The 26,593-nt window shown below is 59.6% G+C and carries 28 protein-coding genes and 1 tRNA gene; 21 read left to right on the forward strand and 8 right to left on the reverse strand.

The features are described 5' to 3' along the window. Positions 1 to 53 precede the first annotated feature (53 nt). Positions 54 to 1,562, forward strand: coding sequence for an undecaprenyl-phosphate galactose phosphotransferase WbaP (wbaP, locus tag GC131_05695; protein MBI1273557.1), 1,509 nt, complete (start codon positions 54 to 56; stop codon positions 1,560 to 1,562). A 19-nt stretch (positions 1,563 to 1,581) separates the two neighbouring features. Here the strand turns inward: wbaP and GC131_05700 are convergent, their stop codons facing one another. Beyond that, positions 1,582 to 1,815 carry a hypothetical protein gene (locus GC131_05700; GenBank protein ID MBI1273558.1) on the reverse strand — a complete coding sequence of 78 codons (234 nt, stop codon included), beginning with the start codon at positions 1,813 to 1,815 and terminating at the stop codon, positions 1,582 to 1,584. Positions 1,816 to 2,160: 345 nt separating this feature from the next. Between GC131_05700 and GC131_05705 the strand changes: the two genes are divergently transcribed. The 6 genes from GC131_05705 to GC131_05730 all read left to right on the forward strand — a co-directional run bounded on the left by GC131_05705 (position 2,161) and on the right by GC131_05730 (position 9,158). Continuing rightward, on the forward strand, positions 2,161 to 2,664 hold the full coding sequence (locus GC131_05705) for a hypothetical protein (protein ID MBI1273559.1): 504 nt from the start codon (positions 2,161 to 2,163) through the stop codon (positions 2,662 to 2,664). A 268-nt stretch (positions 2,665 to 2,932) separates the two neighbouring features. Continuing rightward, positions 2,933 to 3,547, forward strand: coding sequence for a hypothetical protein (locus tag GC131_05710; GenBank protein MBI1273560.1), 615 nt, complete (start codon positions 2,933 to 2,935; stop codon positions 3,545 to 3,547). Positions 3,548 to 3,846: 299 nt separating this feature from the next. Beyond that, positions 3,847 to 5,193 carry an outer membrane beta-barrel protein gene (locus GC131_05715; GenBank protein MBI1273561.1) on the forward strand — a complete coding sequence of 449 codons (1,347 nt, stop codon included), beginning with the start codon at positions 3,847 to 3,849 and terminating at the stop codon, positions 5,191 to 5,193. Positions 5,194 to 5,471: 278 nt separating this feature from the next. Next, positions 5,472 to 5,957, forward strand: a complete 486-nt coding sequence (locus tag GC131_05720; GenBank protein ID MBI1273562.1) for a polysaccharide export protein — start codon at positions 5,472 to 5,474, stop codon at positions 5,955 to 5,957. A 190-nt stretch (positions 5,958 to 6,147) separates the two neighbouring features. Beyond that, the gene (locus GC131_05725) at positions 6,148 to 8,358 is read left to right on the forward strand and encodes a polysaccharide biosynthesis tyrosine autokinase (protein ID MBI1273563.1); all 2,211 of its coding nucleotides are present in this window, start codon (positions 6,148 to 6,150) and stop codon (positions 8,356 to 8,358) included. 38 nt (positions 8,359 to 8,396) lie between these two features. Then, positions 8,397 to 9,158, forward strand: coding sequence for a hypothetical protein (locus tag GC131_05730; protein MBI1273564.1), 762 nt, complete (start codon positions 8,397 to 8,399; stop codon positions 9,156 to 9,158). A 12-nt stretch (positions 9,159 to 9,170) separates the two neighbouring features. On the opposite strand, the gene GC131_05735 is transcribed toward GC131_05730, so the two are convergent. Beyond that, positions 9,171 to 10,571, reverse strand: a complete 1,401-nt coding sequence (locus GC131_05735) for a hypothetical protein (protein MBI1273565.1) — start codon at positions 10,569 to 10,571, stop codon at positions 9,171 to 9,173. A gap of 105 nt (positions 10,572 to 10,676) precedes the next feature. Beyond that, a complete protein-coding gene (locus tag GC131_05740; protein ID MBI1273566.1) occupies positions 10,677 to 11,426 on the reverse strand; it encodes a serine/threonine protein phosphatase in 750 nt (249 codons plus the stop codon). A gap of 50 nt (positions 11,427 to 11,476) precedes the next feature. Between GC131_05740 and GC131_05745 the strand changes: the two genes are divergently transcribed. The 5 genes from GC131_05745 to GC131_05765 all read left to right on the forward strand — a co-directional run bounded on the left by GC131_05745 (position 11,477) and on the right by GC131_05765 (position 14,017). Further along, complete coding sequence (locus GC131_05745) at positions 11,477 to 11,896, forward strand: hypothetical protein (protein ID MBI1273567.1); 420 nt, start codon at positions 11,477 to 11,479, stop codon at positions 11,894 to 11,896. A gap of 81 nt (positions 11,897 to 11,977) precedes the next feature. Continuing rightward, the gene (locus GC131_05750) at positions 11,978 to 12,637 is read left to right on the forward strand and encodes a hypothetical protein (protein MBI1273568.1); all 660 of its coding nucleotides are present in this window, start codon (positions 11,978 to 11,980) and stop codon (positions 12,635 to 12,637) included. Positions 12,638 to 12,660: 23 nt separating this feature from the next. Then, positions 12,661 to 13,029 carry a hypothetical protein gene (locus GC131_05755; protein MBI1273569.1) on the forward strand — a complete coding sequence of 123 codons (369 nt, stop codon included), beginning with the start codon at positions 12,661 to 12,663 and terminating at the stop codon, positions 13,027 to 13,029. 1 nt (position 13,030) lies between these two features. Then, positions 13,031 to 13,411: a hypothetical protein gene (locus GC131_05760; protein ID MBI1273570.1), complete on the forward strand. Its 381-nt coding sequence runs from the start codon at positions 13,031 to 13,033 to the stop codon at positions 13,409 to 13,411. Between the two features lie 78 nt (positions 13,412 to 13,489). Beyond that, entirely contained in the window at positions 13,490 to 14,017 is a 528-nt protein-coding gene (locus GC131_05765; protein ID MBI1273571.1) for a polyketide cyclase, read from the forward strand. 11 nt (positions 14,018 to 14,028) lie between these two features. Here GC131_05765 and GC131_05770 read toward each other — a convergent pair whose 3' ends face one another. The 3 genes from GC131_05770 to GC131_05780 all read right to left on the reverse strand — a co-directional run bounded on the left by GC131_05770 (position 14,029) and on the right by GC131_05780 (position 15,309). Then, positions 14,029 to 14,595 carry a hypothetical protein gene (locus GC131_05770; GenBank protein MBI1273572.1) on the reverse strand — a complete coding sequence of 189 codons (567 nt, stop codon included), beginning with the start codon at positions 14,593 to 14,595 and terminating at the stop codon, positions 14,029 to 14,031. 180 nt (positions 14,596 to 14,775) lie between these two features. Beyond that, positions 14,776 to 14,851: transfer RNA gene (locus GC131_05775), tRNA-Ala, on the reverse strand. 131 nt (positions 14,852 to 14,982) lie between these two features. Further along, positions 14,983 to 15,309, reverse strand: coding sequence for a TIGR02300 family protein (locus GC131_05780; GenBank protein MBI1273573.1), 327 nt, complete (start codon positions 15,307 to 15,309; stop codon positions 14,983 to 14,985). A gap of 196 nt (positions 15,310 to 15,505) precedes the next feature. Here GC131_05780 and aroA point away from each other — a divergent pair, with 196 nt between their 5' ends. The 5 genes from aroA (at position 15,506) to GC131_05805 (ending at position 20,720) form a co-directional block, all read left to right on the forward strand. After that, positions 15,506 to 16,864, forward strand: a complete 1,359-nt coding sequence (aroA, locus tag GC131_05785; protein ID MBI1273574.1) for a 3-phosphoshikimate 1-carboxyvinyltransferase — start codon at positions 15,506 to 15,508, stop codon at positions 16,862 to 16,864. Positions 16,865 to 16,878: 14 nt separating this feature from the next. Continuing rightward, entirely contained in the window at positions 16,879 to 17,541 is a 663-nt protein-coding gene (locus GC131_05790; protein ID MBI1273575.1) for a (d)CMP kinase, read from the forward strand. Positions 17,542 to 17,716: 175 nt separating this feature from the next. Beyond that, entirely contained in the window at positions 17,717 to 19,507 is a 1,791-nt protein-coding gene (locus GC131_05795) for a 30S ribosomal protein S1 (GenBank protein ID MBI1273576.1), read from the forward strand. Positions 19,508 to 19,652: 145 nt separating this feature from the next. Next, the gene (locus GC131_05800; protein MBI1273577.1) at positions 19,653 to 20,039 is read left to right on the forward strand and encodes a hypothetical protein; all 387 of its coding nucleotides are present in this window, start codon (positions 19,653 to 19,655) and stop codon (positions 20,037 to 20,039) included. A gap of 129 nt (positions 20,040 to 20,168) precedes the next feature. Then, positions 20,169 to 20,720, forward strand: coding sequence for a hypothetical protein (locus GC131_05805; protein MBI1273578.1), 552 nt, complete (start codon positions 20,169 to 20,171; stop codon positions 20,718 to 20,720). A 24-nt stretch (positions 20,721 to 20,744) separates the two neighbouring features. Here the strand turns inward: GC131_05805 and GC131_05810 are convergent, their stop codons facing one another. Next, positions 20,745 to 22,265, reverse strand: coding sequence for a homospermidine synthase (locus GC131_05810; protein MBI1273579.1), 1,521 nt, complete (start codon positions 22,263 to 22,265; stop codon positions 20,745 to 20,747). Positions 22,266 to 22,375: 110 nt separating this feature from the next. Then, on the reverse strand, positions 22,376 to 23,605 hold the full coding sequence (locus GC131_05815; protein ID MBI1273580.1) for an ornithine decarboxylase: 1,230 nt from the start codon (positions 23,603 to 23,605) through the stop codon (positions 22,376 to 22,378). A gap of 877 nt (positions 23,606 to 24,482) precedes the next feature. Between GC131_05815 and ihfB the strand changes: the two genes are divergently transcribed. The 4 genes from ihfB (at position 24,483) to GC131_05835 (ending at position 26,589) form a co-directional block, all read left to right on the forward strand. After that, on the forward strand, positions 24,483 to 24,779 hold the full coding sequence (gene ihfB / locus GC131_05820; GenBank protein MBI1273581.1) for an integration host factor subunit beta: 297 nt from the start codon (positions 24,483 to 24,485) through the stop codon (positions 24,777 to 24,779). A 24-nt stretch (positions 24,780 to 24,803) separates the two neighbouring features. Then, on the forward strand, positions 24,804 to 25,163 hold the full coding sequence (locus tag GC131_05825; GenBank protein MBI1273582.1) for a DUF1049 domain-containing protein: 360 nt from the start codon (positions 24,804 to 24,806) through the stop codon (positions 25,161 to 25,163). Positions 25,164 to 25,252: 89 nt separating this feature from the next. Continuing rightward, positions 25,253 to 25,948 carry an orotidine-5'-phosphate decarboxylase gene (pyrF, locus tag GC131_05830; GenBank protein MBI1273583.1) on the forward strand — a complete coding sequence of 232 codons (696 nt, stop codon included), beginning with the start codon at positions 25,253 to 25,255 and terminating at the stop codon, positions 25,946 to 25,948. Next, the gene (locus tag GC131_05835) at positions 25,945 to 26,589 is read left to right on the forward strand and encodes a phosphoribosylanthranilate isomerase (protein ID MBI1273584.1); all 645 of its coding nucleotides are present in this window, start codon (positions 25,945 to 25,947) and stop codon (positions 26,587 to 26,589) included. The genes pyrF and GC131_05835 overlap by 4 nt, the downstream gene beginning before the upstream one ends. Positions 26,590 to 26,593: the final 4 nt, after the last annotated feature.

The following is a 26,593-nucleotide window of genomic DNA, read 5'->3' on the forward strand; positions in this document are numbered from 1 at the left end:
TTTGACCCAAGTTTGCTGTTAAAGACAGAATAAAGCGGAACCGAAAAACAACGATGAACCAGCTTGCACGCAAAATCGACCTTGAGGCGGAAGCACACGCTATTGAGGCGCTCGCACAGCAACCCGAACTGCGGCTCGCGCCGCCGGCCGAGCCGTTGCCGCTGCGCGATATCCGCAAGCCGCTGCGCATGTTCATGGTGTCGGACGCGGTTGCGCTGACCGCTGGCTTTATCATTTCGTGGCTGGTCGCCGCCATCGTCAATCACATGTTTTTTGATCGCATGCTCGGCGATATGCTGTCGGCCGACGCGCTGCCGCGCTTGCTCAACTTCGCCGTCATTTCCTGTGGCACGATGCTATGGCTTGGCCACAAGGGCCATTACCGCAGCCGCCTGCCCTTCTGGAGCGAAGTGCAGCAAATTGCCGGCGCCGTATTCTTCTGCATCCTGATCGACGGCTTTATGCAGTTCGCCGCAAAGCAGGACCTTTCGCGCCTCTGGCTCATGAGCAACTGGCTGATGAGCGGCGTGCTTATGGTTGTGCTGCGTTCGCTGCTGCGCAGCGCGCTGAAGAAGAACGGCCGCTGGGAAGTGCGCACGCTGCTGGTCGGCATGGGCCCGACCGCAATCGACGCGCGCGCCGCGATCATGTCGGAACAGCATCTCGGCTACAACGTGGTCGCGCAAATCGGCGATCTTGAAGGCCACCTCGATGATGCCGATGGTTCCTGGACGCGTCTTTGCAACTGGTACAAGGTCGATTACGTGCTGGTCGCGCTCGATGGGCCGGAACTGCAGAAAGCCGAAAGCGCGATTGCGGAGCTGACGCGCGAAGATATCCCGTTCGCGGTAAGCCCGCCGCTGCACGGCATTCCGGTGCTGGGCATGGAAGCGCAATATTTCTTCAATCACGATGTGATGCTGCTGACCCGCTGCAACCGGCTGGAAGAGCCGTTGCCGCGCTTCATCAAGCGCACGTTCGACATTGCGCTCGCGCTCGGCGGCCTGATCGCGCTGTCACCATTGTTCGCTTTCGTTTCCGCCTGCATCAAGCGCGATGGCGGCCCGGCTTTCTATTTTGACAAGCGTATCGGCGAAAACGGCAAGATGTTCAGCTGCATCAAGTTTCGCTCCATGGTGCTGAACGGCAAGGATGTGCTGGAAGCGCACCTGAAGGCCGATCCCGCCGCAGCGGCCGAATGGGCGCGCGACCAGAAGCTGAAGCATGATCCACGCATCACCAGGATCGGCGCCTTCATCCGCAAGACCAGCATCGACGAATTGCCGCAGCTGATTAACGTAATCAAGGGCGATATGAGCCTCGTTGGCCCGCGCCCGATCAACACCGGCGAAGTGGCGCGCTATGGCCGCGACGCCACCTTCTATCATTCGGTGCGTCCGGGCCTTACGGGTCTGTGGCAGGTCAGCGGCCGCAACGATGTTTCCTATGAACGCCGCGTGCAGCTCGATCGCTGGTATGTGCGCAACTGGTCGCTTTGGCACGATATCGCCATTCTCTGCAAAACCTTCCCGGTTCTGCTGTGCCGCAAGGGCGCGTACTGAAGCTTCGCCCGGCACTTACCTACCGCCGCATATGCTCCAATATCGTCGCGCCAGCCGTGGCGATGTAGCCGGTTGTCGCGAAGCGGGTTAGCATAAGGGTTTGCGGTGAAATCAGCGGCCCGCCAACTGCGCATGCAATGGCGGCGGCGAATGCAAGCGTCACCATTGTGGCCGTCGCCGGTCGATCGCCGCCATTTACGACCCAGGAAATCATGGCCGTTGCAAGCGCGCCGCCGGCAACAATCGCAGCCACGCCACCCCATCCGGGAAAGCTTGTTACAAGCGTACATGCTGTTGCCGCGGCGCCAAAAACAGCCGTCCATTTGGCGGCGTTAAAAGTGGCCCTTTTGATATATACGGGCATAAAAAACACCTTAAAAATAGCAGCGTCAAAATCGCAATAAATTCAATACAGGCTTTCTAGTACACCCTCTAAAGCCCAATCAAGCACAGTTTACCTTCGATAAGGCTTTATTACCTAAAACTTTACGCAAATCCCGAAAACTCAAATTGCGAACATGATTAAGGCCACTTTAAGCCGTTAACCCTATCCTGAACTGGTGATTGATTTATCCGAATCATTTTGACCGGTGCAGATATGAAATTTTCGAAGGGTTTTTGTTTGATAGCGATGGCCACGCTGCTTATGGCCGCCCCCGCCAGGGCCGATGTTGATGATGGCACGAAAATTCAAGGCCCGCTGGCAAGCCAGCTTATGTCGTGGGTCGAGCGGGAAATGGGTGTGCGCGTCCCTTCCATGCCGAACATCGTCGCGAGCCGCAAAAAATTCAACATGGTCATGAACATGGCCGGTGTGCATTTTGCCGATGCGCGGTCGCTGTACATCCCGGGCACCGTGATCATGGATAATTACAGTTGGGACCCGGAAGACCCGGTTCAGCTCGGCCTTCTGGTGCACGAACTGGCGCACCATGCCCAGCTGTTTTCGAAGCGCAAATATCCCTGCCCCGATGCGCGCGAATATGAAGCCTACACGATCCAGAACAAATGGCTGACCAGCCAGGGCTATGCGCCCTTCGCCAGCCAGTACTGGATCAACGAAATGTCGCGTTGCCCCGCCGGCAGTGCGGGTGTGAGCTGATCGCCAGCTATTAACCAGGTAATTTAACCGTAATTCACGGGCGGGGTATGTTCCCGCCCGTTAACTTTTGTTGCGCAGCCCGCCCCGGCGCGGCCTTCCCGCATGCCCCGCCAAACGGCATTTATGGTTAAGGCAAAAACCCCTCTAAAAAACAACTTTATGCCGATTTTTTGTGCATTTTTTCTTTGTGAATCGGCAGTGATTGTTCTATACCACGGCAGGGTGCGATGTATAGATATCGGGCCTTCCGGACTATACAGGAAACGTCTTGCCGCGCAGCGGCAGGCAACACATGAAGGGGTTTAAGGCCATGAAGATTACAAAATTTTTGAGTGCAGCAATTATCGCTATTGGTTTGGCTGCGTCGCCGGCTTCAGCCGCCACGATTGCAGAACAGGTCGCCGGCGCGTTTTCAGGCAACAACGCTGATGCCTTTCAACAGCTGATCGCCAGCAACCCGGGCCAGGAAGGCGCGCTTGCCGTTGCCATTCTGGGCGGGGTCAAGGACAACCTTGAAAGCAACTCAAGCCTCGCCGCCGCCGCGATGGGCCAGCTCGGTTCGCTGTTCAGCGCCGATCTGCCGCTCGAAACGGCCCAGCAGATGGCCGCAGCTTTGCGCGAAGTTGTTAACGCGGTGAAGTCCGCCAACGCCCAGGGCACCGGCAGCCAGTCGGACAACGGCTCGATCATCGCTGCCGCGCTGACCTATGCCAGCCAGCCCTCGATCGTTGCCGCTGATGCCGGCCTGTACGCCGACGTCCTTGCCGACGCTTCGGAATTCACGGGCGATGACGAAGTCCAGAAGCAGCTGAACTTCGCCCGTCAGATGGGCCTTCGCCCTAACAACAACCAGCAGCCCACGGTCATTCAGACTCCGGATTAATCTCCGAGTTTGTTCCGGAAACGGTCCGATAAACCGAAAACCCGGACCCTGCATGGCTAAGTTGTTGTTCTTACATAGTTACAAGTGTGCAACAGGTGTGTTAAAAACCAGAGATTGCGTCATAAACCCTCTTAGGGATTGACGCGGTCTCTGGTAAATATTTAGCGGTCGATTTTCGGGCCCAAGCGTCTGATTCTGTTTGGGCCTACTTGTCGATAGAAACAAATTCAAACCTCCGGGCTTTATCATCCGAAGCCCGGTCAAATTCCCGCAAGGGGTCCAACGAGGGGAACCGTAAAATGAACAAGATTTCCATGCGCCTTAGCCTTGCCGTTGCCGTTTCGGTAATCGCGCTTGCAGGTACGGCGGTTCCCGCCCACGCTAACTACAACCAGCAGGGCATGTTCGGCGGCCGGCAAGATCCGGACGGCGCCATCGTCGTCCGCGACCCGGTCGAGCCCTCGCGCGGTGCGGAGGCCGGCGTTTCGGTCGCAGGTCGTCCCCGCCCCGAATTTGATCCTATCCCGATCAACATCGGTTCTTTCCAGATGTTCCCGTCGCTCGAACTCGGTGCGGTCTATGACAGCAACGTGTTTGCCGAAAACCTCGGCCAGAACGAAGGCGCCCACGATGTGATCTGGACTGTGCGTCCGGCCGTTTCCTTCTTCTCCAACTGGAACCGCCACGCACTTTCCTTCGCCGGCCAGGGCGATATCGCCTTCTACACCGACCGCGACAAGGAACAATATTCGGACGGCATCCTGACCACGCGCGGCCGCTTCGATATCCGCCGCGGCAGCTTCATCACCTATGGCGCGGACTACCAGCGCCTGACCGAACAGCGTTCGTCGCCCGACAACACCATCACCAACGAACCGAGCACTTTCAACTACTACCAGTTCCTGCTCGGTAACACGCACCAGCAGGGCCGTTTCGGCTTCAAGACCCACGTGCACGCCGAACGCTTCGATTTCGACCCCACTTCCTCCGCCACCGTTCCGGTCATCAGCCTCGATGCCCGCGACCGCGCGCAGTATGTGACGGAAGGCGAAGTAAACTATCAGGTGATGGGCTTCTGGAAACCGTTCATCCGCGGTTCCTATAACTGGCGCGATTACGACAACAACGCCACCCGCAACTCGCAGGGCTACAGCATCGTCGGCGGTACCGGCTTTGAACTTTCCAGCGGCATCTTCACCGGCGAAGTATTCGTCGGCCACATGGCGCAGGATTTCCGCAACATCACTCCGGGCGGCGATACTTCTGCCGGCTTGCGTTTTGGCGGCAACGTGCTGTGGAACGTCACCAACCTGACCTCGATCGAAGGCAACATCAACCGCACGATCGAAGAAACCACGCTGACCGGCTTCCGCAGCTACACCGCGACCGGCGGCTCAATCACGGTTACGCATGAACTGATGCGCAACCTGCTGCTCGAAGGCAACTTCGATATCGCCAACCACGATTTCCAGGGCGGCGTGACCCGTGTTGACGACAACTACCGCGCAGGCTTCGGCGGTCGTTACTTCTTCACCCGCAACTTCTACGGCGATCTGGAATACAACTACAGCGCGCGTACGTCGGATGTTTCGGGCGCCGAATATGATCGCCACACGGTTGCTCTGCGCGTTGGCGCGCAAATGTAATCATGCTTGTACGTCGCAAGGCAGCAGCTTCCTCTTCCTTTCTACGGCGCGCCGGCGTTTTTGCCGGCCTTGCCTTGGTTGCGCTGTCTTTGACGGTCACGCCTGCTTGCGCAGGCAAGCTATTCGGCGTTAACGCGCCGCATAACGCAAACCGCTATCAGGAAGACCCGCAGCCCGCAACCCAGGCCACAGCCGCCATCCCGGCCGAGGCGCCCGTGCAAAAAGCAGCGCCCACGCCGCAAGAACCGGTCGCGCAGGTGCAGGCAGCCCAACAGCCCATGCAGCAGGCTTCCGGCGGCAGCGGACTTGATTACAGGCTCGGCGCCGGCGACCGTCTGCGCGTTACCGTGTTTGGCGAACCCGACCTTTCCGGCGATTTCGAGGTTGATAGCACCGGCCGTCTTTCCATGCCGCTGATCGGGCAGGTACAAGCGACGAACACAACCATTTCGCAAGTCAGCAAGGCAATCGAAAGCCTGCTCTCACAAGGTTATCTGCGCGATCCCAAAGTCAGCATCGATGTTTTGAACTACCGGCCCTTCTTTATTCTCGGCGAAGTCATGAAACCCGGCAGCTATCCTTATGTGAACGGCCTCACTGTTGTAAACGCCGTGGCGCTCGCCGGCGGCTACACCTACCGCGCCGATAAAGGCGATATCACCATCGTGCGCGCAGGCGACACTTCAAAGACCGAATACAAGATCGATGAAGTCGGCGAAGTCATGCCGGGCGATGTGGTGCGGGTGCCCGAGCGATTCTTCTAAGCGCCCCGGCAAAGAACGCCCCAGCCCGCTTGGCGGGTGAAACAGGCAAAATAAAGTAATAATCGGATATTTATGGGCCATACGGCAGCTTCCGCGCCATGCTAATAATGTGTTAAAGATTAATGGCATACAAAGTATGTAAGGCCCCGACCCGCCCCCAGCCAACCGCCCCAGCCTTCAGGTGCTCCGTATGACCGTCACCACGCCGCCCGCCACCGCAGCAAACGCGCCCGCAAAGGCCAGCGCCTCCATGGGCTTGCCCGGCTTCGGCGAAGAGCTTGATTTCCGCGCTATCACCCGGCTTATTAACCGTCGCAAGGCCGCCATTTTGCAAACCACGCTGGCGGTGATCGTATTCGCCATGCTGATGGCCTTTATTCTGCCGCCACGCTTTGAAGCGGAAGCGATCGTGATGCTCGATATCCGCCATACGCAAGTGGTGGATATGCAGCAGGTTATGTCCGGGCTCGCCCCCGATGCCGCCGTGGTGCGCAGCGAAATGGATATTCTGCAATCGCGCGCCATGATCGGCCGCGTGGTGGACAAACTCAGCCTCACCAGCGACCCGGATTATAACAAAAGCCTTGGCACCGGGCTGCTTAGCTGGCTCGATTTCTCTTCCACCAACCTTTCCGATGAAGAGCGCACGATTCGCGAACGCACCGGCGTGATCGACAAGGTCAGCGAACATCTTGAGCTTGAAAATGACGGGCGTTCCTATGGCATCCATATCCGTTTCACCGCCGACGACCCGGCCAAGGCGGCCCGTATCGCCAACGCTTTCGCCGACGCCTATCTCGTTGATCAGCTTGAAGCCAAGTACGAAGCGACCGAGCGCGCCAACAGCTGGCTGAGCGAACGGCTCGACAAGTTGAAAAGACAGGTCGAAATCGATGAGCGGGCGGTGGCCGAATTCCGCAGAGCCCACAACCTCACAGACGTAAGCGGCAGCACGCTGACGACCCAGCAATTGGGCCAGATCAACAGCCAGTTGATCGCGGCGCGGGCCGAACGGTCGCAGGCCGAGGCACGGCTGCGTGCGGCGCAATCCATGGTGCAAAGCACCGGCCGGGTCGATTCGTCGGCTGCCGTGCTGTCATCCGAACTTATCTCCAAGCTGCGCGAACAGGAATCGCAGGTCGAGCGTGAAATGGCCGATCTGGGCCAGCGCTATGGCGGCCGCCACCCCAAGATCATCAGCAAGACCATCGAATTGCGCGACCTGCGCGCCAAGATCAACCAGGAAGTACAGAAGGTCGTCCAAAGCCTCGCCAACGAAGTGGAAGTGGCCCGCGCCAAGGAAGGCAGCCTGAAGGCCGAGGTGGACAGGCTAGAAGGGCGCGCCGAAGGCGACAGCCAAACCAGCGTGACGTTGCACCAGCTGGAACGCGAAGCCGACGCCAGCAAGAGCCTGTATGAAAGCTTCCTCAACCGCTTCAAACAGACATCGGAACAAGCGAACCTGCAGCAGGCCGACGCACGCATCATCGCCCGCGGCGAACCCCCGCTCGATCCGTTCTTCCCCGATCCGTTTGTCTTCCTGATCATCAGCATCTTCGGCGGCCTCGGCCTCGGCCTCGTGCTCGCCTACCTGATCGAATATTTCGACCGCGGCTTCCGCGGCGCCAGCCAGATCGAGCAGATGACCGGCCACGCCACCATCGGCATCATCCCCAGCCTGCGCGGCACAACGGACAAGGCGCCGGAAGACTACATCATTGAAAAGCCGCTCTCATCCTACAGCGAAGCACTGCGTTCGGTCCGTACCGCGATCCACTTCTCGAATGTCGATCAGCCGCCCAAGATCGTCATGGTCACCAGCGCGCTGCCGAACGAAGGCAAGACCACCGTCAGCATGTCGATGTGCCGTTCGCTGGCGCTTGCCGGCAACAAGGTTTTGCTGATCGAAGGCGATTTGCGCCGCCCGCGCCTGCGCAAGGCGATGGGCGCCCCGACCACGATCGGCGATATCGCCCAGCTGGTGGCGGGCGACAAAAAGCTCGATCAGGTCGTACAGGTGGATAAGCCCACGGGCCTGCATTACATCGTTTCCCACGGCGGCACGCCAAGCCCGCAAGATTTGCTGGGTTCGCAGCATATGGCCAAGCTTCTGAAAAGTTTCGCTGAAACCTATGATCTCGTGGTCGTCGATATGCCGCCGATTCTTGCGGTGTCCGATGCCGCGCTGGTCGGCCGTATCACCGATACCTGCGTCTTCGTCGTGCGTTGGGCCGAAACCCCGCGCGACGTCGTGTGCCACGCCATCAAGCAACTTACCTCGTTCAACGTACGGCTTGCGGGCGTTGTGCTCAGCCAGGTGGACCTTGAAGAGCATGCCAAGTACGGCTATGGCGATCAGGGCTACTATTACGGTCGCTACCGCGAATATTACAGCAACTAAAGCGCTTCGAGCTGGCGCAGCAAACCCGGGGTTCCCGCATGCAGGCCATTGCCTCGTTCCTTCCCGCTCCCGCCAACGCCGCTGCCGCCACGCGGCAACGCTGGGCACTTGGTTTCGTTGCGCTCGGGCTCCTGCTTTCGCTGCTCTCCGCCCCGGCCATGGTGGCGGGCCTGATGCTGCTGGATGGCGACGTGCTGCGCGATAAAATGCTGGCGCGCGCCAACAGCAAGCTTTCCGCCGCCGATATCGAACAATTGATCAACAACCGCCTTGCCGTCCTCACTTTCTGGAAAAACGCCGATCTCTACGATGATCTGGCGCAGGCCTATATGCAAAAAGCCGAATTGGCGGGCGTAATGAAACCCGAAGGCCGCAAACAGATGGCGGACGTGATCCGGGTGGAAGAACAGGCATTGCGCCGTCACCCGGCCGATACTTTCGGTTGGGCGCGGCTGGCCTATGCGAGGCTGATCTATAACGGCCCTTCGGCGCTGGTGGCCGAGGCGCTGCAAAAATCGATCGAAACCGCGCCGCATGAACCGGAACTGATGCCGTCGCGCATCGCGCTTATGGTCGCGCTCAAGCGTTACTGGACGCCGGAACTTAAAAACCGCTTCCACGAACAGATCAAGGGCGCATGGGAAGCCCAGCGCTGGGATCTGATGGAAGCCGCGCTGTATGGCGGTTTTGTTGACGACATTTACGCCGCTTTCGCGGACGACCCGGTCATGACCATCAAGGTTCATGTGCTTGAGCGCGAATGGAGCGCCAAGCTCGGTTTCCCGCAGCCGAAGAAATAAATCAGAAAAAACTTACAAGCGCGAAGAATAGCTCTGCGCCACGCCCATGCCCAGCAACACGGCATAGGTGGCGGCGATGGCCGGTATCTGCAGCGGGAAATCCACCACCGAATGCACACACAGCATCGCCGAGCTGGCAAGGCCTATGGCCGGAAATATGCCGTCGCGGCGGCGCTTGAACACGCCCACGGCGCAGCGCCACACAAGCAATCCGAAGGCCAGCATCAGCAACGCGGCCATGGGAATCCCAAGATCAAGCGGAGTTTCGAGCCAATCGCTGTGCGCCTTATGGAACCAGCCGTGCACCGCTTCATCCCGGAACATGCGGAAGGCACTATCGAAATTGCCCCAACCGAAACCGATAAGCGGGTTGCTTTCGATCGCGCCCGCCGTGCGGTCGTAAACAACGAGCCGGGCTTCGGTATCGTCCGCCACCTGCGTATTGTGCAACCGGGCGTTGAGGCCGCTGCCGCCGATGACGAACAGCCCGGCAAGGATGCCGATAATCGCCGCCAGCATGATCGCAAGCTTCCATGCCCGCATATGCTGGTTGATGGCGAAAGCGAAGCCGAAAACCATCAGCCCGATCATGGCCGAAGCGAAGCCGGCGCGCGATTCCGCCAGCAAAAGCGAAGCAAAAATCACCAGCGGCAGCGCGGCGAAAACCAGCTCGCGCACCACGAAAACCTGCAGGAAATCGCGCCACCATGCATGGCGGTCGAAGCGATCAAAGGCCATGCGCCAGCGCCGCGCCACATAGGCGGCCGCGCAAATCAGCCCCATTCCGGCATAGGAAGCGTAAGAATTGCGGTTGATGAAGGTGGACGTAAGGTTATCGACATAGCTGACCTTGGGGAACCACAGGATCTGCCGCAGCCCCAGTGCTTCCAGAACCAGCCCATAAACCGCATACAAAAGCGCGGCGATAATAACCACGCGCAAAATAAGCCGCGCGCCGTCGCCGGCGGATGACAGAAAATAAGCAAGCCAGAAACAAGCGACATAGCCCAGAAAACGCACGAGCGTTTTGTAACCGGCGGCGGGATCGACCGCGATGGCGCTATCGACGCTGCCTTCATAGCCGCCATGCGCGAGCACCGCTTGCGTTTCCGCCCAAAGCGGATGATGCATGCCGCCGGGCGTCAGGCCCGTGAATTGAAGCACGGCCCAAATAACGACGATACCGGCAAGAATGGCCGCCAGCTTCACCGGCGGCGTGATACGGGCGGTCGAAAGATCGGGCCGCAGCGCGAGGCATGCGCCATAGGCCGCGAGCATAAGGCCCGCAAGCAACGCGAACAGGTTCGCCGACCACATGCGGTTGGCGCCGAACGGCAGCGGCAACAGCACGAGCAGCAGGCAAAACGCGATCAGAACGCCTTGGGTGATGGTATGCGCCATACGGTCGGTCATTGGGGGCCTGCGAAATAACCTGAGGGGAAATCACGGGGAAAAACCAAGCAAGGCCATAAGGTTAGCATGCCGGGCGCGAGAAGCAAGCCGCGCGGGCGGGGCCGATCAGGTCGTAAGAAAGCGCCGCTCCGCGCCTTCAAGCACAAGGCAGGTGAGGCGCGAGGTTGCATAGGCCCCCGTATCAATCCCGATACGGTTTTCCTTTACCTCGGGTTCGGGCGAAATGGTATGGCCGTGCACGATAACGCCGCCGAATTCCGCCATCGAGAAAAGAAATTCGTTCCTGATCCACATCAGATCGTTGGCGCTCTGCTTTCCGAGCGGCACGCCGGGCCTTACCCCGGCATGCACGAAACAATAATCCCCCGCGCGGTGCATCAATTGCAGCTTCATGAAAAAATCCATATGCGCGGGCGGCAAAGTGGAAGAAAATTTCTTGCGCACGTCCTCGATCCCCTTCATGTCGCCGCCCGCGAAACCAACCTGTATGCCGTAGGAAAAAAGTGTTTCGCGCCCGCCAAAACCCAGCCAATCGAACCCGACCTCAAGATCGCCGCCAAGAAAACGCAGCATCGCATCTTCATGGTTGCCCTTCAGAAACACGCCCGTAAAACCGGCGGGCAGCCCGGTCAGAAGCCGGTCGATTACCGCGCGCGATTCCATGCCGCGATCGACATAATCGCCCACGAACACAATCTGCTTGGGCAATTGCGTGCCCGCGCCGTCCGCCTTGATCTCGATCAGTATCTGATCGAGCAGATCGACGCGGCCGTGGATATCCCCCACCGCGTAAACGCGGTTCTGGCCCACGCTGGACGGCTCCTTCGGCGCTGATTTGGACAAAAACTTGAACATGCAAGCAGCCTACAACAAAAAAGGTTAAGGTGTGAATGCTTGGCACATAAATGGCCTATTTCGCTGTTGATAGTTTAACGATTCTGCGATATGATCGACACATGCGCATTCTGAAAACTCTTGGCCTTTTCATGCTTTGCCTAAGCCTCATGGCCGGAACCACGGCAAATGCGGCCATGGCTTGCTGCTGGAATGGCAAAGCCCCCGAAGCGTCTGCAAAACAGAATGATGGTGCCGCCATGCCCTGCCACGATACGGGCGATGCAGCGTCGCAGAACAGCGCCAAAAATACCGCCAAGAACAGCAATTATAAGAGCTGCGATTGCAAATCTTGCATCAAAATGCCGGTGTTGTCGGCGCAACAGCCGACCGCCATAACAGAACCCTCGGCGCCCGTTATGTACACGCCGCCGCGCCTTGCCGCGCATCAGCCCGGCATCACATCACCGCCGCCCAAACGTATCTCCTGAACACATGTGCCCCGCAAGGGGGGTGAAGGCGCGCGCGCCGCGCCAGCCCCTATGCGTTCCATGACATGACAGGAGAAGTTTATGAGAAGGATTCAAAACCTGTGTTGCGCCGCGCTGCTCGCGGGCGCGGCATTGGCGATCGCAAGCCCGGCAGCGGCCCGCCCGGTATCCTACCCCGGCGGTTGGACCGTGATGCAGATGAACGATGCGGATACCAACAGCCTGCACATCCATTATTCCCCCACCGCACGTTATTCGGTCGGTTATAAGGGCGAATACTGGCGTGCCGAAGAATGGCAGTTTCACGGCGTACAGGTGAACATTCTGGGCAAACGCTGGAACATGCCGCAAAGTCAGGCCAACTTTTACATCAAATCGGCTCTGGGCGCTGCACACAGCAATTACGGCGCGTTCAGCGGGCAAACGGAAGCGGCAGGCTTCACCGGCATCGCGCTCGATTGGGAAAACCGGCGCTTTCTTACGTCCTACGAAAACCGCGCGATGTATGCAGGCAAGATCGACAAATTCTTCATGCAAAAGGCGCGCATCGGCATTGCCCCCTATATCGGCGATTACGGCGACCTGCATACGTGGCTCATGCTTCAAGTCGATTACAACCCGTGGCGGAAACATGAAGTAACGGTTACGCCGCTGGTGCGCCTGTTCAAGGGCAATTACCTCGCCGAAGCGGGCGCAGACAATAACGGCAATGTTCTGTTCAATCTGATCGCAAGGTTCTAACCATCAACCCAAGGAGAAAACCGATGAAAAACGCACTTACAATCCTCACTTTCGCTGCCGTGCTTATCGCAAGCCCCGCTTTCGCCAACCACCAGGGCCACGACCATGCCGGAACACCCGTTAACACGGCCGCGCTGCATGAAGGGGTGAAAGCCGCGCAGTGTGCGGATACCATTAACGTAAAAGTTAACGGCCTCGTGTGCGATTTCTGCGCCCGCGCGCTTGAAAAAGTTTTCGGGGCACGGAGCGAGGTTACCGGCATCAATGTCGATCTCGATAACGGCAAGGTCGTGATCGCCACCATGCCGGGGCAAACCATCGACGACGATACGGTGGCGCAGCTGATCACCGATTCCGGCTACAACGTCACCGCCATCGACAGGGGTTGCTGATATGAAGGAACCATTCAAGCAAACTTTTCTGCCGGCGCTCGGGCTGTTCACATCGGTCGGCACATTGCTGTGCTGCGCGTTGCCCGCCTTGCTGGTAACGCTTGGCGCAGGCGCGGCCCTGGCCGGTCTGGTCAGCGCCGCGCCGTGGCTGGTAACATTGTCGCAATACAAGGTATGGACGTTCTGTGTGGCAGGCGCGCTGCTGCTCGCAGCCGGCCTCATGCGCTGGCGGGCCCGAAACGCGCCATGCCCCGTTGATCCGGCACAGGCCCGCGCATGCACAAGGTTACGGCAAACAAGCGCGTGGATATACTGGTCGGCGGTTCTGGTTTATGCGGTCGGGTTCTTTTTTGCCTTTCTGGCAGTAAAAATATTCGCCTGAAGCCGCCACCCGGGTTGGCTGTACCGGCTTTTCTTGCTAGGGTCTTTGCATTGCAGGCTGCCCTGAAAGGACCCTCACATGGCCAAGAAAATCCTCCTCGCCCTCCTTGCCATCGTAGCCGTATTTCTTGTCGTTGTGTCCATGCAGCCGGATGACTTCAGCGTCACGCGCAGCGCGACCTTCGATGCGCCGTCACAAACCGTGTTCGCGCATGTGAATGACCTTGGAAAATGGGAAGCCTGGTCGCCATGGGCCAAGATGGACCCGGAAGCGGAAACAGAATTTGAAGGCCCGGAAGCCGGAACCGGCGCGATTATGCGTTGGAAGGGCGAAAAAACCGGGCAAGGCAGCATGACGATTGTGGAAAGCCGGCCGGGCGAGTTTGTCGGCTTCGACCTTGCCTTTATCAAGCCATTCGAATCCAGCAGCGCCGCCAGCTTTACTTTCGAGCCCGATGGCGGCCGGACCCGCGTAACATGGACCATGGAAGGCAAAAGCAACTTTATCGGCAAGGCGATGGGGCTTTTCATGAACTGCGACAAGATGGTCGGCGACCAGTTCGATGAAGGTCTGGCTTCGCTCAAGGAAATTGTCGAACAAGGCTAGCCGCAAGGCGCCTACAGCGTCGCATCGATACCGACCGACCTGATAAGCCCGTAATATCCGAAAAAGACCAGGATAAAGAACGCGGCCACGATCAGCCCATGCTTGAACTGATGGGAATGAAAGAAATCCCTGTCGCGATGATGGATAACATCCATCAACTCGTCACCGAACCGTATCGACAGAAAAGTTCCGAGACAGGAAAGCAAGATCACGGCCCAGTATGGATAAGGCGTTACAAGGATTTTGTGCAGCAGCCTCGTGAGCACCGTCGTGTCATAGTAACGGGAAAACCACAGCAAAGCCGCAGTATTGATAAGAACCGCGATAACCCAGACCGCGATTTCCGAAAACACCATGCGCACGCCAAAAAGAACGCGGATGGGAAAATCGAGCAAAAACCCCGCATCCGCGACCGGCGTACACAGAACAAAGAAGCTCCATGTCAGCAAGGCCGCCAGCCCGCCGGTCAACAGATCATATTCATACGACAAATAGGCGAAGTACCCGGCCAGAAGGATGCACAGCAGCAGAAACTTGATCAACACCTGCCTGTGCGTTTTGACAGCCCATGTTTTCATACAGCACTCATGTAGCGAAGCGGTCGTGCATACAAAGATGGTGGACCCGATCGGGATCGAACCGCCGCGCGCCCAAGGCGCGCTCACATAAATTTTAGTCGGTTCGACCATCCCGATCCCACCAAATTTTCGAGAAAAATTTCCCGCACTCAGGCAGCGAAGCGGTCGTGCATACAAAGATGGTGGACCCGATCGGGATCGAACCGACGACCTCCACAATGCCATTGTGGCGCTCTCCCAGCTGAGCTACGGGCCCGTTACGTCAAGGACTGTGATCAGTAACCACTTGTCCTGTAAATGCAATAAAATTCCTGTCGCAGCGAGGCAGCCGCTAACATATTGACGCTGTTTTTCTTTTTCAAGCGGTTTTGGCGAAGCGGCAAGAAATCAGGAAGCCTGACCTTCTTCTTCCGCAATATCGACCACATCCTCAAGTTCGGAATCCTCGTCGCCCAACTCGGCCGCATCCTCGATCACCGCGTCCTCGGTGGCAACTTCGCCTTCCTCGATATCGTCCTCAGGCGCCGGCTTAACGACTTCAGGCTTCTTTACCTTTACTTCTTCCGGGGCGGAGCGGCGGCGCTGGCGCAACAAGGCTTCGGGATCAAAAGCGGTTTTGCAACTCGGGCAAACCGGCGGGTTCTTGCGCATATCGTAGAAACGCGCCCCGCAGCCTGGACACATACGTTTGACACCCCATTCTGCTTTTGCCACGGCCTGCCTCCAAAAATACTTATAAATCAACGTGTTAAAAGGCAACATGGCCGGGAATCCGGCCCGTTTTTTCTCTGGTTGGCGTGATTGCCATGAAAGTGCCCGGGTGTCAAACGGGTTTTGTATATAGCTGTGTTGACGCGGGCCAACTGCCGGGTTCCGGTGATGCCATATTTGTGGTTTAAGCACAGGCATCATGATCCTGAAACCCGGTAAAGCCGATACGCCAAAGCCCCTGACCGCCTGCAAAGCCGCGCCGCTGGCCGGCATTTTTGCCGTGCCGGGCGATAAAAGCATATCGCATCGCGCCATCATGCTTGGCGGGCTGGCCGAAGGCGTCACCACCGTGCACGGCCTGCTGGAAGGTGAAGACGTGCTGCACACAGCCGTTGCCCTGCGCCAGCTTGGCGCGAAGGCGGAACGGCAGGCAAACGGAAGTTGGCGGATCGAAGGCACGGGCGGCGCGCTGCGCGCCCCTTCGGGCACGCTCGATATGGGCAACAGCGGCACGGCGGCACGGCTGCTGATGGGGCTGGTGGCCACGCATCCCTTCGACAGCAAATTCGATGGCGATGCATCTTTGCGCAAGCGCCCGATGGCGCGGGTGATGGAACCGCTGGTGCGCATGGGCGCGAATTTCTTCAGCGCCGAAGGCGGCCGCATGCCGCTGACCATCATGGGGGCGCAAAAACCGCACGCCCTTGATTACCGCCTGCCGGTGGCGTCGGCGCAGGTGAAATCGGCTATCCTTCTCGCCGCGCTGAACGCGCCCGGCACCACAACGGTGATCGAGCCCGCGTCAACCCGCGACCACACCGAAAACATGCTGCGCCATTTCGGCGCGGAATTACACATCGCCCCCGCCGAAGGCGGCGGCAGCGCCATCAGCATAACGAGCCCCGTCAAGCTGCGCGGCGGCACAGTGCAGGTCCCCGCCGATCCAAGCTCGGCTGCCTTCCCGCTTGTCGCGGCGCTGATCGGCGGCGGCACGCTGGCCTTGCCCGGCATCGGCATAAACCCCCGCCGCAGCGGGCTTTTCGTGACGCTTGCTGAAATGGGCGCGGCGCTGGAATTCACGAACACGCGCGACGCAGGCGGCGAACCGGTAGCCGATATCGCCGTGCGCCCAAGCACGCTGCAGGGCATAGACGTGCCGGCCGAACGCGCACCGAGCATGATCGACGAATACCCCATCCTCGCTGCCGCGGCGGCGTGCGCGGGCGGCACGACCCGCATGCGCGGCCTTGGCGAACTGCGCGTCAAGGAAAGCGACCGCCTCGCCATGATCGCCAAGGGGCTTGAGGTTTGCGGCGTGAAGGTCGAGATCGAAGGCGACGATCTGATCGTCCATGGCACCGGCAAGCCGCCGCAAGGGCCTGCACCCGGCGGCGCAAAGATCGAAACCGCGATGGATCACCGCATTGCCATGAGCTTCCTGGTATTGGGCGGCGTAACGGCGGAGCCCGTGCAAATCGATGACGGCAGCTTCATCGATACCAGCTTCCCGGGCTTCGTCGATGCCATGAACAAATGCGGAGCGAAAATCGGCGCATGAGCGGGAACAAGCCCATGATCATCGCCATCGACGGCACCACGGCTTCGGGCAAGGGCACGATCGCCAAGCGGTTGGCCGCGCATTACGGTTTTGCTCATCTCGATACCGGCTTGCTTTACCGCGCGGTCGGCATGGCGGTCGTGCGCGCGGGCGGCGACCCGGCTGACCCCCTTGCCGCCGCTGCGGCGGCAAGGGCGCTGAACGCCGCAGACGCTACGCGGCTTTCCGAAGATACCGGGCTGCGCAGTTTTGCCGCCTCGGCCGCCTCATCGAAAGTGGCTGCGATCCACGAAGTACGAGCCGCACTCTTGAAATTCCAGCAAGATTTCTGCGCCAGCCCCCCGGGCGGCGCAAAAGGGGCCGTGCTGGACGGGCGCGATATCGGCACCGTGATTGCCCCGGATGCGGATGTTAAGATATTCGTTAACGCCGCCGTGGAAACCCGCGCAGAGCGCCGGTTTAAGGAGTTGCAGGCCAAGGGTGAAGATGTTACAAAACCCGCCGTTTTGGCGGACTTGCAGGAACGGGACAAACGCGACGCCGCGCGTGCGGTTGCCCCGACCAAACCGGCCCCCGATGCCATCGCGCTCGATACCACCAACCTCACAATAGAAGGTTCCGTGGCCGCGGCGCTGGCGATCGTGGAACCCAAAGCCGCAAGGCGGCAGGCCAGCTAGAACAAATGCCCGGCATGGTGCCGGGCGACAGGTCGCCCTGTCATTCCGTTTCTGCCCTTTCCGCTTTCGGCAGGATTTACGGGAACGGCGCGATCTGGAAGGGAACCTCCAGCTTCAAAAGCGGGCCATCCCTCCGAAAACATCAAACAACGAAAGCGGGGATGAGAAGTAAGTTATGGCACGTAGTGCAGCCAAGCGCGTTTACCGCGAACAAATCGATACCGGGAATTCCCCCAAGAAATCAGGCGGCGAAGATTTCGCCACAATGCTCGATGCCTCGTTCGGCGAAGGCGCCGGCGAAGGCCGCGTCATCAAGGGCCGCGTGCTCGCGATTGACGGCGATAACGTCATGGTCGATGTCGGCCTCAAATCCGAAGGCCATATCCCGCTCAAGGAATTTGCCATCGGCGGCCAGGCGCCCGAACTGAAGGCAGGCGACGAGGTTGATGTTTATCTCGAACGCATGGAAGACCGCGAAGGCAACGCCGTGCTTAGCCGCGAAAAGGCAAAGCGCGAGGAAAGCTGGGGCGTGCTCGAGAAGGCTTTCGAAAAGCAGCAGCATGTCACCGGCATCATCTTTGGCCGCGTCAAGGGCGGCTTCACGGTCGATCTTAACGGCGCCGTGGCCTTCTTGCCGGGCAGCCAGGTTGATATCCGCCCCGTGCGCGATATCACCCCGCTGATGGGCACGCCGCAGCCGTTCCAGATCCTGAAGATGGACCGCCAGCGCGGCAACATCGTGGTTTCCCGTCGCGCCGTGCTTGAAGAAAGCCGGGCCGAGGCGCGCAGCGAACTGGTTGCCAGCCTCAAGGAAGGCCAGGTGCTGCAAGGCGTGGTCAAGAACATCACCGATTACGGCGCTTTCGTCGATCTCGGTGGCGTCGATGGCCTGTTGCACGTGACCGACATTTCCTGGAAGCGCGTCAACCACCCGTCGGAAGCCTTGCAGATCGGCCAGCAGGTCACCGTGCAGGTGATCCGCTTCAACGCCGAAACACAGCGCATCAGCCTCGGCATGAAGCAGCTTGAAAGCGATCCGTGGGAAGGCATTGCCGCCAAGTTCCCCGTGGGCGCCAAGCTCAAGGGCCGCGTCACCAACATCACCGATTACGGCGCCTTTGTGGAGCTTGAATCGGGCGTTGAAGGTCTCGTGCACGTTTCCGAAATGTCCTGGACCAAGAAGAACACGCATCCGAGCAAGATCGTGTCTTCGAGCCAGGAGGTTGAGGTCATGGTGCTCGATGTCGATAGCACCAAGCGCCGCATCAGCCTCGGCCTCAAGCAGTGCCAGGATAATCCCTGGGCCAGCTTCGCCGAAACCTACAAGGCCGGCACCATGCTGGAAGGCGAGATCCGCAACATCACCGAGTTCGGCCTGTTCGTGTCCATGCCCGGCGATATCGACGGCATGGTACACATGTCCGATATTTCCTGGAGCAAGGGCGGCGAAGAGGCGATCAAGGATTACGCCAAGGGCCAGAAGGTTGAGGTCAAGGTGCTTGACGTGGACGCGGAAAAGGAACGCGTCGCGCTCGGCATCAAGCAGCTCACCGAAGATCCGTTCGAACATGTCGCCGTCAACTTCAAGAAGGGCGACGTCGTTACCTGCACCGTTTCCGCCGTGCAGGACAGCGGGATCGAGGTCAATCTCGGCGACAAGGGCGATGGCTTCACCGGCTTTATCAAGCGCGGCGACCTGGCCCGCGACCGTTCGGAGCAGCGCTCCGACAGGTTCGCGGTCGGCGAAAAGGTCGATGCCAAGATCACCAACATCGACAAGGGCGTCCGCAAGGTCACGCTGTCGATCAAGGCCCGTGAAACCGACGAAGAGAAGCAGGCGCTGGCCGAATACGGCTCACAGGACAGCGGCGCTTCGCTCGGCGATATCCTTGGCGCGGCCATCAAGGGCGCGGCGGCCAAGAAAGCCGCTAAAAAAGGCGACAAGACCGAGGAACAAGCCGAATAAACAGGCTTGCCCGGTTAACCATGAATATGACCCCGCCGGCCCTGCCGGCGGGGTTTTTTCTTGCAAACACCCCGCATGACTGGTTTATAATAAGTTCATACTCATTATTCGTTGCTGCATATTTTATTGAATTGATAACGCCGCCATGGCCCCGACAGAAAAACCGAAAACCGCGAAGCTGCGGAAAACCGTTGAAACACACACCCAAGCCATGGACCCCGTGGATGCGCCGACCTATGGCGCTGCCCTGATTGACGGGCTGCCGGGCATGAAGGTGGCTATTGTCAGGGATGCCAAGCAGCAGCTTATTAGCCGCGCGGCCATGGCCAAGGTCTTCCGGGAAGCTGCGCTTGAGAATGGCGCCTCGCTGACCACCGAATTCTCGCCTGAAAAAGTCGCGGCCTGGTTTGCGCAGCAGGATACCGCCTTTGCCTACCGCCTGTTCGCGCTCATGACCTATCTGAGGACCGGGACCTTCCACACCAAGCGTCCCTCTGCGGAATCCGGCTATAATTTAAAATTCACCCCCTAAGCTTCGAGGCGACAGACCGGGCGTAGCGCGATTTTCCGGCCCCCTCCGATTCTTCCCTTGCGAAGGGGGGTGGAATTGTCATATTTGTCGGGAAAGGCATAGGGCGATCTCAGGCGGCTGGTCGGACAGATGTTTCTCGTTCCCATAGAATTGCGGCCCACAATAGCCGGACAAGGCGTGTTTACGCTTGTCCCTATCGCCATGCTGCAGCCCGTCTGTTTTTTCTTCACGAATGCCGAGCTGATGCCGCGCCGGGAATATGACGCAAAACAGGAAAGCGGCGACATCAAGGTCATCCGCAGCGGCTGCCGCTATGTGCTCGACCACTTCGTTTGCAGCACCCTCGATACCGAAGAGCCTGAAAACTACATCAACCACGATGAAGCCGATCCCTCCATGCTTTATCATTGCGGTATCTGTTTCGCGCGGCGCGATATCCCGGCCGATACAGAACTTACCTTCAATTATGCTTATGTGATGTCTGAGAACGACAGCCAGACCTTCACGGACTGGCGCACGGGCCGGCAGGTGATCGGCATGCCCGGCCATGAAACGCTGGAGAAAAGCACCGCCGAACTGCTCGCGCTGTTCCGGGAAAAAGCATGCAGGCAGGGGCAAGACACCATGCCCGCGCCGATGGTCGCCGACGGGGCGGCCCGCAAAATCAAAGTTACTTCATAAGGCCCGCTTCCGGACCCGCGCCGGTTACTTGACGCTCTTGAGCCGTGGCGGAGCCTGAACCGACAAGGCGCCGGTATAGCTGCCGTCGGTCACAAGCACGTTCGAGAACTGCCACGGGTCGCTGGTATCGACATCTTCCGAGAACAGCTCGTTGCGGTGCTTGAGCGGCGTCCAATCCGTATAGACGCCGATAACCGGGCCAAGATAGGGCATCTGCACCTCAAGGCAGCGGCGGAAATCGATCTCGTCGGCGTCGATGATACCCTTTTCCGGGTTTTCAAGCGCCCAGGTCATGCCCGCAATGATCGCGGAAGTCACCTGCAGCCCGGTCGCGTTCTGATGGGGCGCAAGGCGGCGGGTTTCCTCGATCGACAGCTGTGAGCCGTACCAATAGGCGTTCTTGGCGTGGCCGAACAGCAGCACACCCAGCTCGTCGATGCCGTCCTCGATCTCGTTCTCGTCCAGGATCTTCCACGGCGTTTCCTTAAGCCATTCGGTCGTCGCGGTCTGTGCCTTCCAGCCGCCGCCCGCAACTTCGTGGATCGAAAGCACGGCGTCGTCGCAGGGATGGTAGGCATAGTGCACCGTGGGGCGGTACACGACCTTATCCCCCTGCCGTACCGTGAAGAAATCGGCGATCGAGATGGATTCGTTGTGCGTCACAAGGAACCCGTGCTGCGCCTGCGCCGTCGGCGTCCAGCTGCGCACACGCGTGCCGATGCCGGGCTGGGTCATATAGATCGCGGCATCGCAGCCGGTTTCATGCCGCCGCCCGGTCGCGGGCATGGTCTTTTCGTGTGTACCCCAGCCAAGCTCGGCCGGCTGCAGGCCTTCGGAAATAAAGCCATCGACCGACCACGTATTGACGAAGTTGCCGATCACCTTCTGCGGGCTTTTGGCGCGCTGGGTGTCGCGTTCGGCGATATGAATGCCCTTGACGCCGGCACGCTGCATCAGCGCCGCCCATTCTTCGCGCGTCTTCGGCTCCGTGTAATCGAGCTTCAGGTCGTTTGCGATATTCAGCAACGCCTGCTTGGCGAACCACGAAACCATGCCGGGGTTGGCGCCGCAGCAGCTGATCGCGGTCGGGCCGCCGGGCTTTCTGCGCCGCAATTCAAGCAGTTCCTCGCGCAGCACATAATTGGTGCGCGCCGCCAGCGGCGCGTTGGTGTCGGTATAGAAACCGAGCCACGGTTCGACCACCGTATCGATATAAAGCGCCTTATGTTCGGTGCAGAAAGTGATCATATCGACCGAAGAAACATCGACCGACACGTTCACAAGGAAGGGCCTGCCCGGACCCTTGAAATAGGGGGTTAGCAGTTCGCGGTAATTGTCCTTGGTAACGCCCGCTTTTTCAAACTTGATGCCTTCTTTTTCGGCCAGCTTGCGGTCCTTGTCGTTGGGAGCAATAACAACCATGCGCGAACGGTCGCATTCGAAATGCCGGAGAATAAGCGGCAGGACGCCCCTTCCGATTGAGCCGAAGCCAAGGATGATAACGGGGCCATCGATTTTCCCGTAGACGGGCCATTTCTGTGTCAATGTACGTCTCCTGCTTGGGGTTGCAGGCCCAATAAACCAGCACGAACTATATGATGACAAGCATTATCTGCCGCCGCGGACGCAGCATGCCTGGTTAAAACCGCAAAAAATCAGATAAAATAGGTCGCGAGCGGCGCAAAACCGTTGAAACCGACCGACGCATAGGTAGTTGTGTAGGCGCCGGTGGCCTCGATCAGCACTTCATCCCCGATCTCAAGCGACACGGAGAGCGGGTACATGTTCTTTTCATAGAGAACGTCAACCGAATCGCAGGTCGGGCCCGCGATCACGCACGGCGTCTTTTCACCATCGTCACGCGAGGTCGTGATCGGGTAGCGGATCGATTCGTCCATGGTTTCGGCAAGGCCGCCGAACTTGCCGATATCGAGGTAAACCCAGCGCACAGGGTCGTCCGCCGCCTTGCGCGAAATCAGCACAACTTCGGCCTTGATGATGCCGGCATCGCCGACCATGCCGCGGCCGGGCTCAATCACGGTTTCGGGGATCTGGTTGCCGAAATAGCGGCGCAGCGCGCCGAAAATGGCGGTGCCGTAGCTCTTCATGCCCGGCACGTCTTTCAGATACTTGGCCGGGAAGCCGCCGCCCATATTCACCATCGTCAGCTTGATGCCGCGTTCGCCCAGCGCGCGGAAAATTTCCGCCGTGGTTTTCAGCGAGCGGTCCCAAGCCTTCAGGTTGGCCTGCTGCGAGCCGACATGGAACGAAATGCCGTGTGGCACGAGCCCGAGACGCTGCGCGGTTTCAAGAACCTCGATCGCCATGTCGGGCACGCAGCCGAACTTGCGGCTAAGCGGCCATTCGGCGCCGTCGTTATCGACAAGGATGCGGCAGAATACGCGCGCGCCGGGGGCGGCGCGGGCAACTTTTTCAACCTCTTCCACGCTGTCCACCGCGAACAGGTCGATGCCGTATTCGTGGGCGCGGGCAATATCGCGCCCCTTCTTGATCGTGTTGCCGTATGAAATGCGGTCGGGCGTGGCGCCGGCTTCGAGCGCCATTTCGATTTCCGCCAGCGAGGCGGCATCGAAGCTGGAGCCGAGCGAGGCGAGCAGGCGCAGGATTTCAGCCGCCGGGTTGGCCTTGACGGCGTAATAAATGCGCGAATCGGGCAGCGCCTTGGTGAAACCAAGATAGTTCTGGCGCACGGTTTCGAGATCGACAACCAGGCAAGGGCCTTCCGGCTTGCGGTTGGCAAGAAAATCGGTGATGCGCTGCTTCGCGTTCTTGGCACCCTTTTTCGAGGTGTAGGCGCGCGCAAGCGTGCTGGCGGCAACAACCGGCGTCAGCAGGTTGCCGTTGGCAAAAGAGGTATCCTTCATCAAAGGCATCTTACCCATGCCCCGTACTCCCTGTTCAGGAGCCGCACCTTCGTAGGCCTATGCCGAATGTGTCCCAAAAGCGTTGCGGCGCCCCCATGCCTTACGCATTGGGGCGCGAGAACGGTCTTGCGTGGCTCTACCAAGCCACTTTCCGTTCCTTTACAACTTGTCTGGCGGTATCGCGCTTGCCTGCACTGTTGCAGTACGACCCGACCCCAGAACCCTTTCAGGTCCGGCAGCAGATTCATAAACCGTAAGGTTTGTGAACCGACCGCCTTCTTACTTTGCCATCAACTGCAAAGCCACACTCTTCATTGTCGGGCCCTAACTCACTTGGCCCTTGCCAACAAAAGGCAGACTCCTTGGTTGCATACCACCACTCCCGCCGGCCGGGAGGCCTTTGGGAGCGCAAAGCGTCGTTACATAAACCAACGTGGGGGACCTGCGGGTGGTATTCCGTTCGGTCCTTTTGGGGCCAGTGGCACGTGCGCTTCAATCACAGATTTAAGGTAAGAATTTTGAACATACAATTAATTTTTTGACCCGAAGGGCAAAAAAACGCGCGAAGAGTCTGGAAGAGTCACATAGAGAGCACAGTTTTCGCGCCGCGCACGCCGCGCGAAGCTTGTATGTGCCGCCAAAAACTTCTCGCGATGCCGCAAGCACGCGCCGCTGCGCGGCGGCGCAAAAAATGGGGCGGCAATTTCCCGCCACGGCACGCCGGATCGGGCCGCCTGCAAGCGGCGCGAAAAGACTTTGCACCCCAAGGACTTACCCTGAAAGACGGCTTGACTCGCTTCGCCCCCTTTGGCAACCTTTGCAAGATCAAGCGGGCGACTCGTCAAGAAAAGCCCGGTCCCAAGGAGCGAACAAGCCCATGACCAAATCCGATCTCATCTTGCGCCTCGCGGAACGGCACCCCCACCTGCTGCAGCGCGATATCGAGCGCATCGTCGGCACCGTCTTCAACGAAATCACAAATGCCCTCTCGCGCGGCGATCGCGTGGAATTGCGCGGCTTTGGCGCCTTTTCGGTGAAGCGCCGCGAAGCCCGTCAGGGCCGCAATCCCCGCACCGGGGACGCCGTCCAGGTGGCCGAAAAATGCGTGCCTTTCTTCAAAACCGGCAAGCAGCTGCGCGACCGGCTGAACGGGATTGAAGGCACCAGCGACTAGGCCCGCGCGCCTCGCTGACCCGCTATGCACCGCCTGTCCTGGCTTATCACACTGCCCCTTATCGCCCTTGCCGTATGCTTTGCCGTCGGCAACCGGGAACCCGTCATCGTTAACCTTTGGCCGCTCGGCTACGAAGTCGCGCTGCCGATCTACATGCTTGCGCTGGTGCCGTTGGCGATCGGGCTCGTGCTTGGCGGTCTGGTCATCTGGTTCGGCGGCCTGCGCCACAAGCTGCAGGCACGGAAGCTGGCGCGCGAGGTTGGCAAGCTGCGCGATCAGGTGGGCGACCTGCAAACCAAGCTGGAAAGCCGTGCGGCGGCAACCGATCCCGGCCATGCCCCGCCGCTGCTGAGCCGCTGGCGGCAGGCGCTGCCCTGGACATAGGGTTTATGTTTTCCGGGGCCCGCCTTTAGCCGTTTATTCTTGATGCCGCTTCGGACTAAGATCGGCCCCGCAACAGGGAAGCCACGACCATGACAGACACCCGCGTTTTCTGCGCCATCGATACGGCCGATACGGCCCGCGCAACCGGCCTTGCCGGCCAGCTCAAAGGGCTTGCCGCGGCCAAGATCGGCCTTGAATTCTTCATGGCCAACGGTCCGGAAGGCGTCCGGCAGGTGGCAGCGGCGGCGGGGCCCATTTTCCTCGATCTCAAGCTGCACGATATCCCGAACACGGTGGCCGGGGCGGTCACGAGCCTTCTGCCGTTGAAGCCCGCCTTCCTGAACGTCCATGCCGCAGGCGGTCCGGCCATGATGCAGGCGGCCCGCGCGGCAGCCGACAAGGCGGGCGCGGCGCGGCCCAAAATGCTCGCGGTCACCGTGCTAACCAGCCTTGATGCCGGGGATCTGAAAAAAACCGGCCAGCACCCCGACACGCTTGAACAGGTAGCGCGGCTTGCCTTGCTGGCCAAGGAACAGGGCATGGACGGCGTGGTGTGCGGCCCGACCGAGATTGCCCGTCTGCGCCAGCTTTGCGGACCCGATTTTATCCTGATGGTCCCGGGCATCCGCCCAAGCTGGGCCGAGGCAAACGACCAGAAACGCGTACTAACCCCGCGCGCGGCGATCGAGGCGGGCGCCAGCTATCTGGTGATCGGCAGGCCGATCACCGGCGCCGCCGACCCGGCTGAAGCGGCGCGGCGCATCAATGCGGAACTGGCGGCGTGACGATCGAGGTAAAAATTTGCGGCCTGACAACACGGGAGGCGGTAGCCGCCAGCGCCGCCGCCGGGGCGCGTTATGGCGGGCTGGTGTTCTATCGCCGCTCTCCGCGTTTTCTGACAACCGCGCAGGCGCGCGAACTGGCCCTTGCCGCGCCTGCAAACCTGACCACGGTCGGCCTGTTCGTTGACCCGCCGGACGACGAGCTGCACGGCGTGCTCGATTATGTGCCGCTGCGCATGATCCAGTTGCACGGCAGCGAACCGCCCGCACGCGTCGCCGATATCAAAAACACTTTCGGCTTGCCGGTGATGAAAGCAATCCCGGTCGCGGCAGCGGAAGACCTTGCGGCGGCCGATGCCTATTTGCCGGTGGCGGACCGGCTTTTGTTCGACGCCAAGCCGCCCGCAGGAACGGAAGCCATGCCCGGCGGGAACGCGCGGGCTTTTGATTGGCGATTGCTGGCCGGGCTCGACTGGGCAAAACCATGGATGCTCGCGGGCGGGCTGACGCCGGAAAACGCGGCCGAGGCTGTGCGGATCAGCGGCGCTAAGGGTATCGATGTTTCTTCAGGCGTCGAAGACCGCCCGGGCCACAAAGATATCAACAAAATCAAGGCATTGATGCAGGCCGTCGCCGCGCTTTGATTAG

It is taken from the genome of Alphaproteobacteria bacterium, assembly GCA_016124955.1.
GTDB lineage: Bacteria > Pseudomonadota > Alphaproteobacteria > UBA9219 > RFNS01 > RI-461.

What these genes read in the sequence shown, in the direction of transcription:
- wbaP (MBI1273557.1), top strand. Translation starts at nt 54, where the DNA reads ATGAACCAGCTTGCACGCAAAATCGACCTTGAGGCGGAAGCACACGCT.
- GC131_05790 (MBI1273575.1), top strand. Translation starts at nt 16,879, where the DNA reads ATGATCATCGCCATCGACGGCACCACGGCTTCGGGCAAGGGCACGATC.
- GC131_05825 (MBI1273582.1), top strand. Translation starts at nt 24,804, where the DNA reads ATGCACCGCCTGTCCTGGCTTATCACACTGCCCCTTATCGCCCTTGCC.
- GC131_05745 (MBI1273567.1), top strand. Translation starts at nt 11,477, where the DNA reads ATGGCCTATTTCGCTGTTGATAGTTTAACGATTCTGCGATATGATCGA.
- pyrF (MBI1273583.1), top strand. Translation starts at nt 25,253, where the DNA reads ATGACAGACACCCGCGTTTTCTGCGCCATCGATACGGCCGATACGGCC.
- GC131_05705 (MBI1273559.1), top strand. Translation starts at nt 2,161, where the DNA reads ATGAAATTTTCGAAGGGTTTTTGTTTGATAGCGATGGCCACGCTGCTT.
- GC131_05720 (MBI1273562.1), top strand. Translation starts at nt 5,472, where the DNA reads ATGCAGCAGGCTTCCGGCGGCAGCGGACTTGATTACAGGCTCGGCGCC.
- GC131_05725 (MBI1273563.1), top strand. Translation starts at nt 6,148, where the DNA reads ATGACCGTCACCACGCCGCCCGCCACCGCAGCAAACGCGCCCGCAAAG.
- GC131_05815 (MBI1273580.1), bottom strand. Translation starts at nt 23,605, where the DNA reads ATGAAGGATACCTCTTTTGCCAACGGCAACCTGCTGACGCCGGTTGTT.
- GC131_05755 (MBI1273569.1), top strand. Translation starts at nt 12,661, where the DNA reads ATGAAAAACGCACTTACAATCCTCACTTTCGCTGCCGTGCTTATCGCA.
- GC131_05735 (MBI1273565.1), bottom strand. Translation starts at nt 10,571, where the DNA reads ATGACCGACCGTATGGCGCATACCATCACCCAAGGCGTTCTGATCGCG.
- GC131_05765 (MBI1273571.1), top strand. Translation starts at nt 13,490, where the DNA reads ATGGCCAAGAAAATCCTCCTCGCCCTCCTTGCCATCGTAGCCGTATTT.
- GC131_05740 (MBI1273566.1), bottom strand. Translation starts at nt 11,426, where the DNA reads ATGTTCAAGTTTTTGTCCAAATCAGCGCCGAAGGAGCCGTCCAGCGTG.
- GC131_05770 (MBI1273572.1), bottom strand. Translation starts at nt 14,595, where the DNA reads ATGAAAACATGGGCTGTCAAAACGCACAGGCAGGTGTTGATCAAGTTT.
- ihfB (MBI1273581.1), top strand. Translation starts at nt 24,483, where the DNA reads ATGACCAAATCCGATCTCATCTTGCGCCTCGCGGAACGGCACCCCCAC.
- GC131_05750 (MBI1273568.1), top strand. Translation starts at nt 11,978, where the DNA reads ATGAGAAGGATTCAAAACCTGTGTTGCGCCGCGCTGCTCGCGGGCGCG.
- GC131_05805 (MBI1273578.1), top strand. Translation starts at nt 20,169, where the DNA reads ATGTTTCTCGTTCCCATAGAATTGCGGCCCACAATAGCCGGACAAGGC.
- aroA (MBI1273574.1), top strand. Translation starts at nt 15,506, where the DNA reads ATGATCCTGAAACCCGGTAAAGCCGATACGCCAAAGCCCCTGACCGCC.
- GC131_05730 (MBI1273564.1), top strand. Translation starts at nt 8,397, where the DNA reads ATGCAGGCCATTGCCTCGTTCCTTCCCGCTCCCGCCAACGCCGCTGCC.
- GC131_05800 (MBI1273577.1), top strand. Translation starts at nt 19,653, where the DNA reads ATGGCCCCGACAGAAAAACCGAAAACCGCGAAGCTGCGGAAAACCGTT.
- GC131_05715 (MBI1273561.1), top strand. Translation starts at nt 3,847, where the DNA reads ATGAACAAGATTTCCATGCGCCTTAGCCTTGCCGTTGCCGTTTCGGTA.
- GC131_05795 (MBI1273576.1), top strand. Translation starts at nt 17,717, where the DNA reads ATGGCACGTAGTGCAGCCAAGCGCGTTTACCGCGAACAAATCGATACC.
- GC131_05760 (MBI1273570.1), top strand. Translation starts at nt 13,031, where the DNA reads ATGAAGGAACCATTCAAGCAAACTTTTCTGCCGGCGCTCGGGCTGTTC.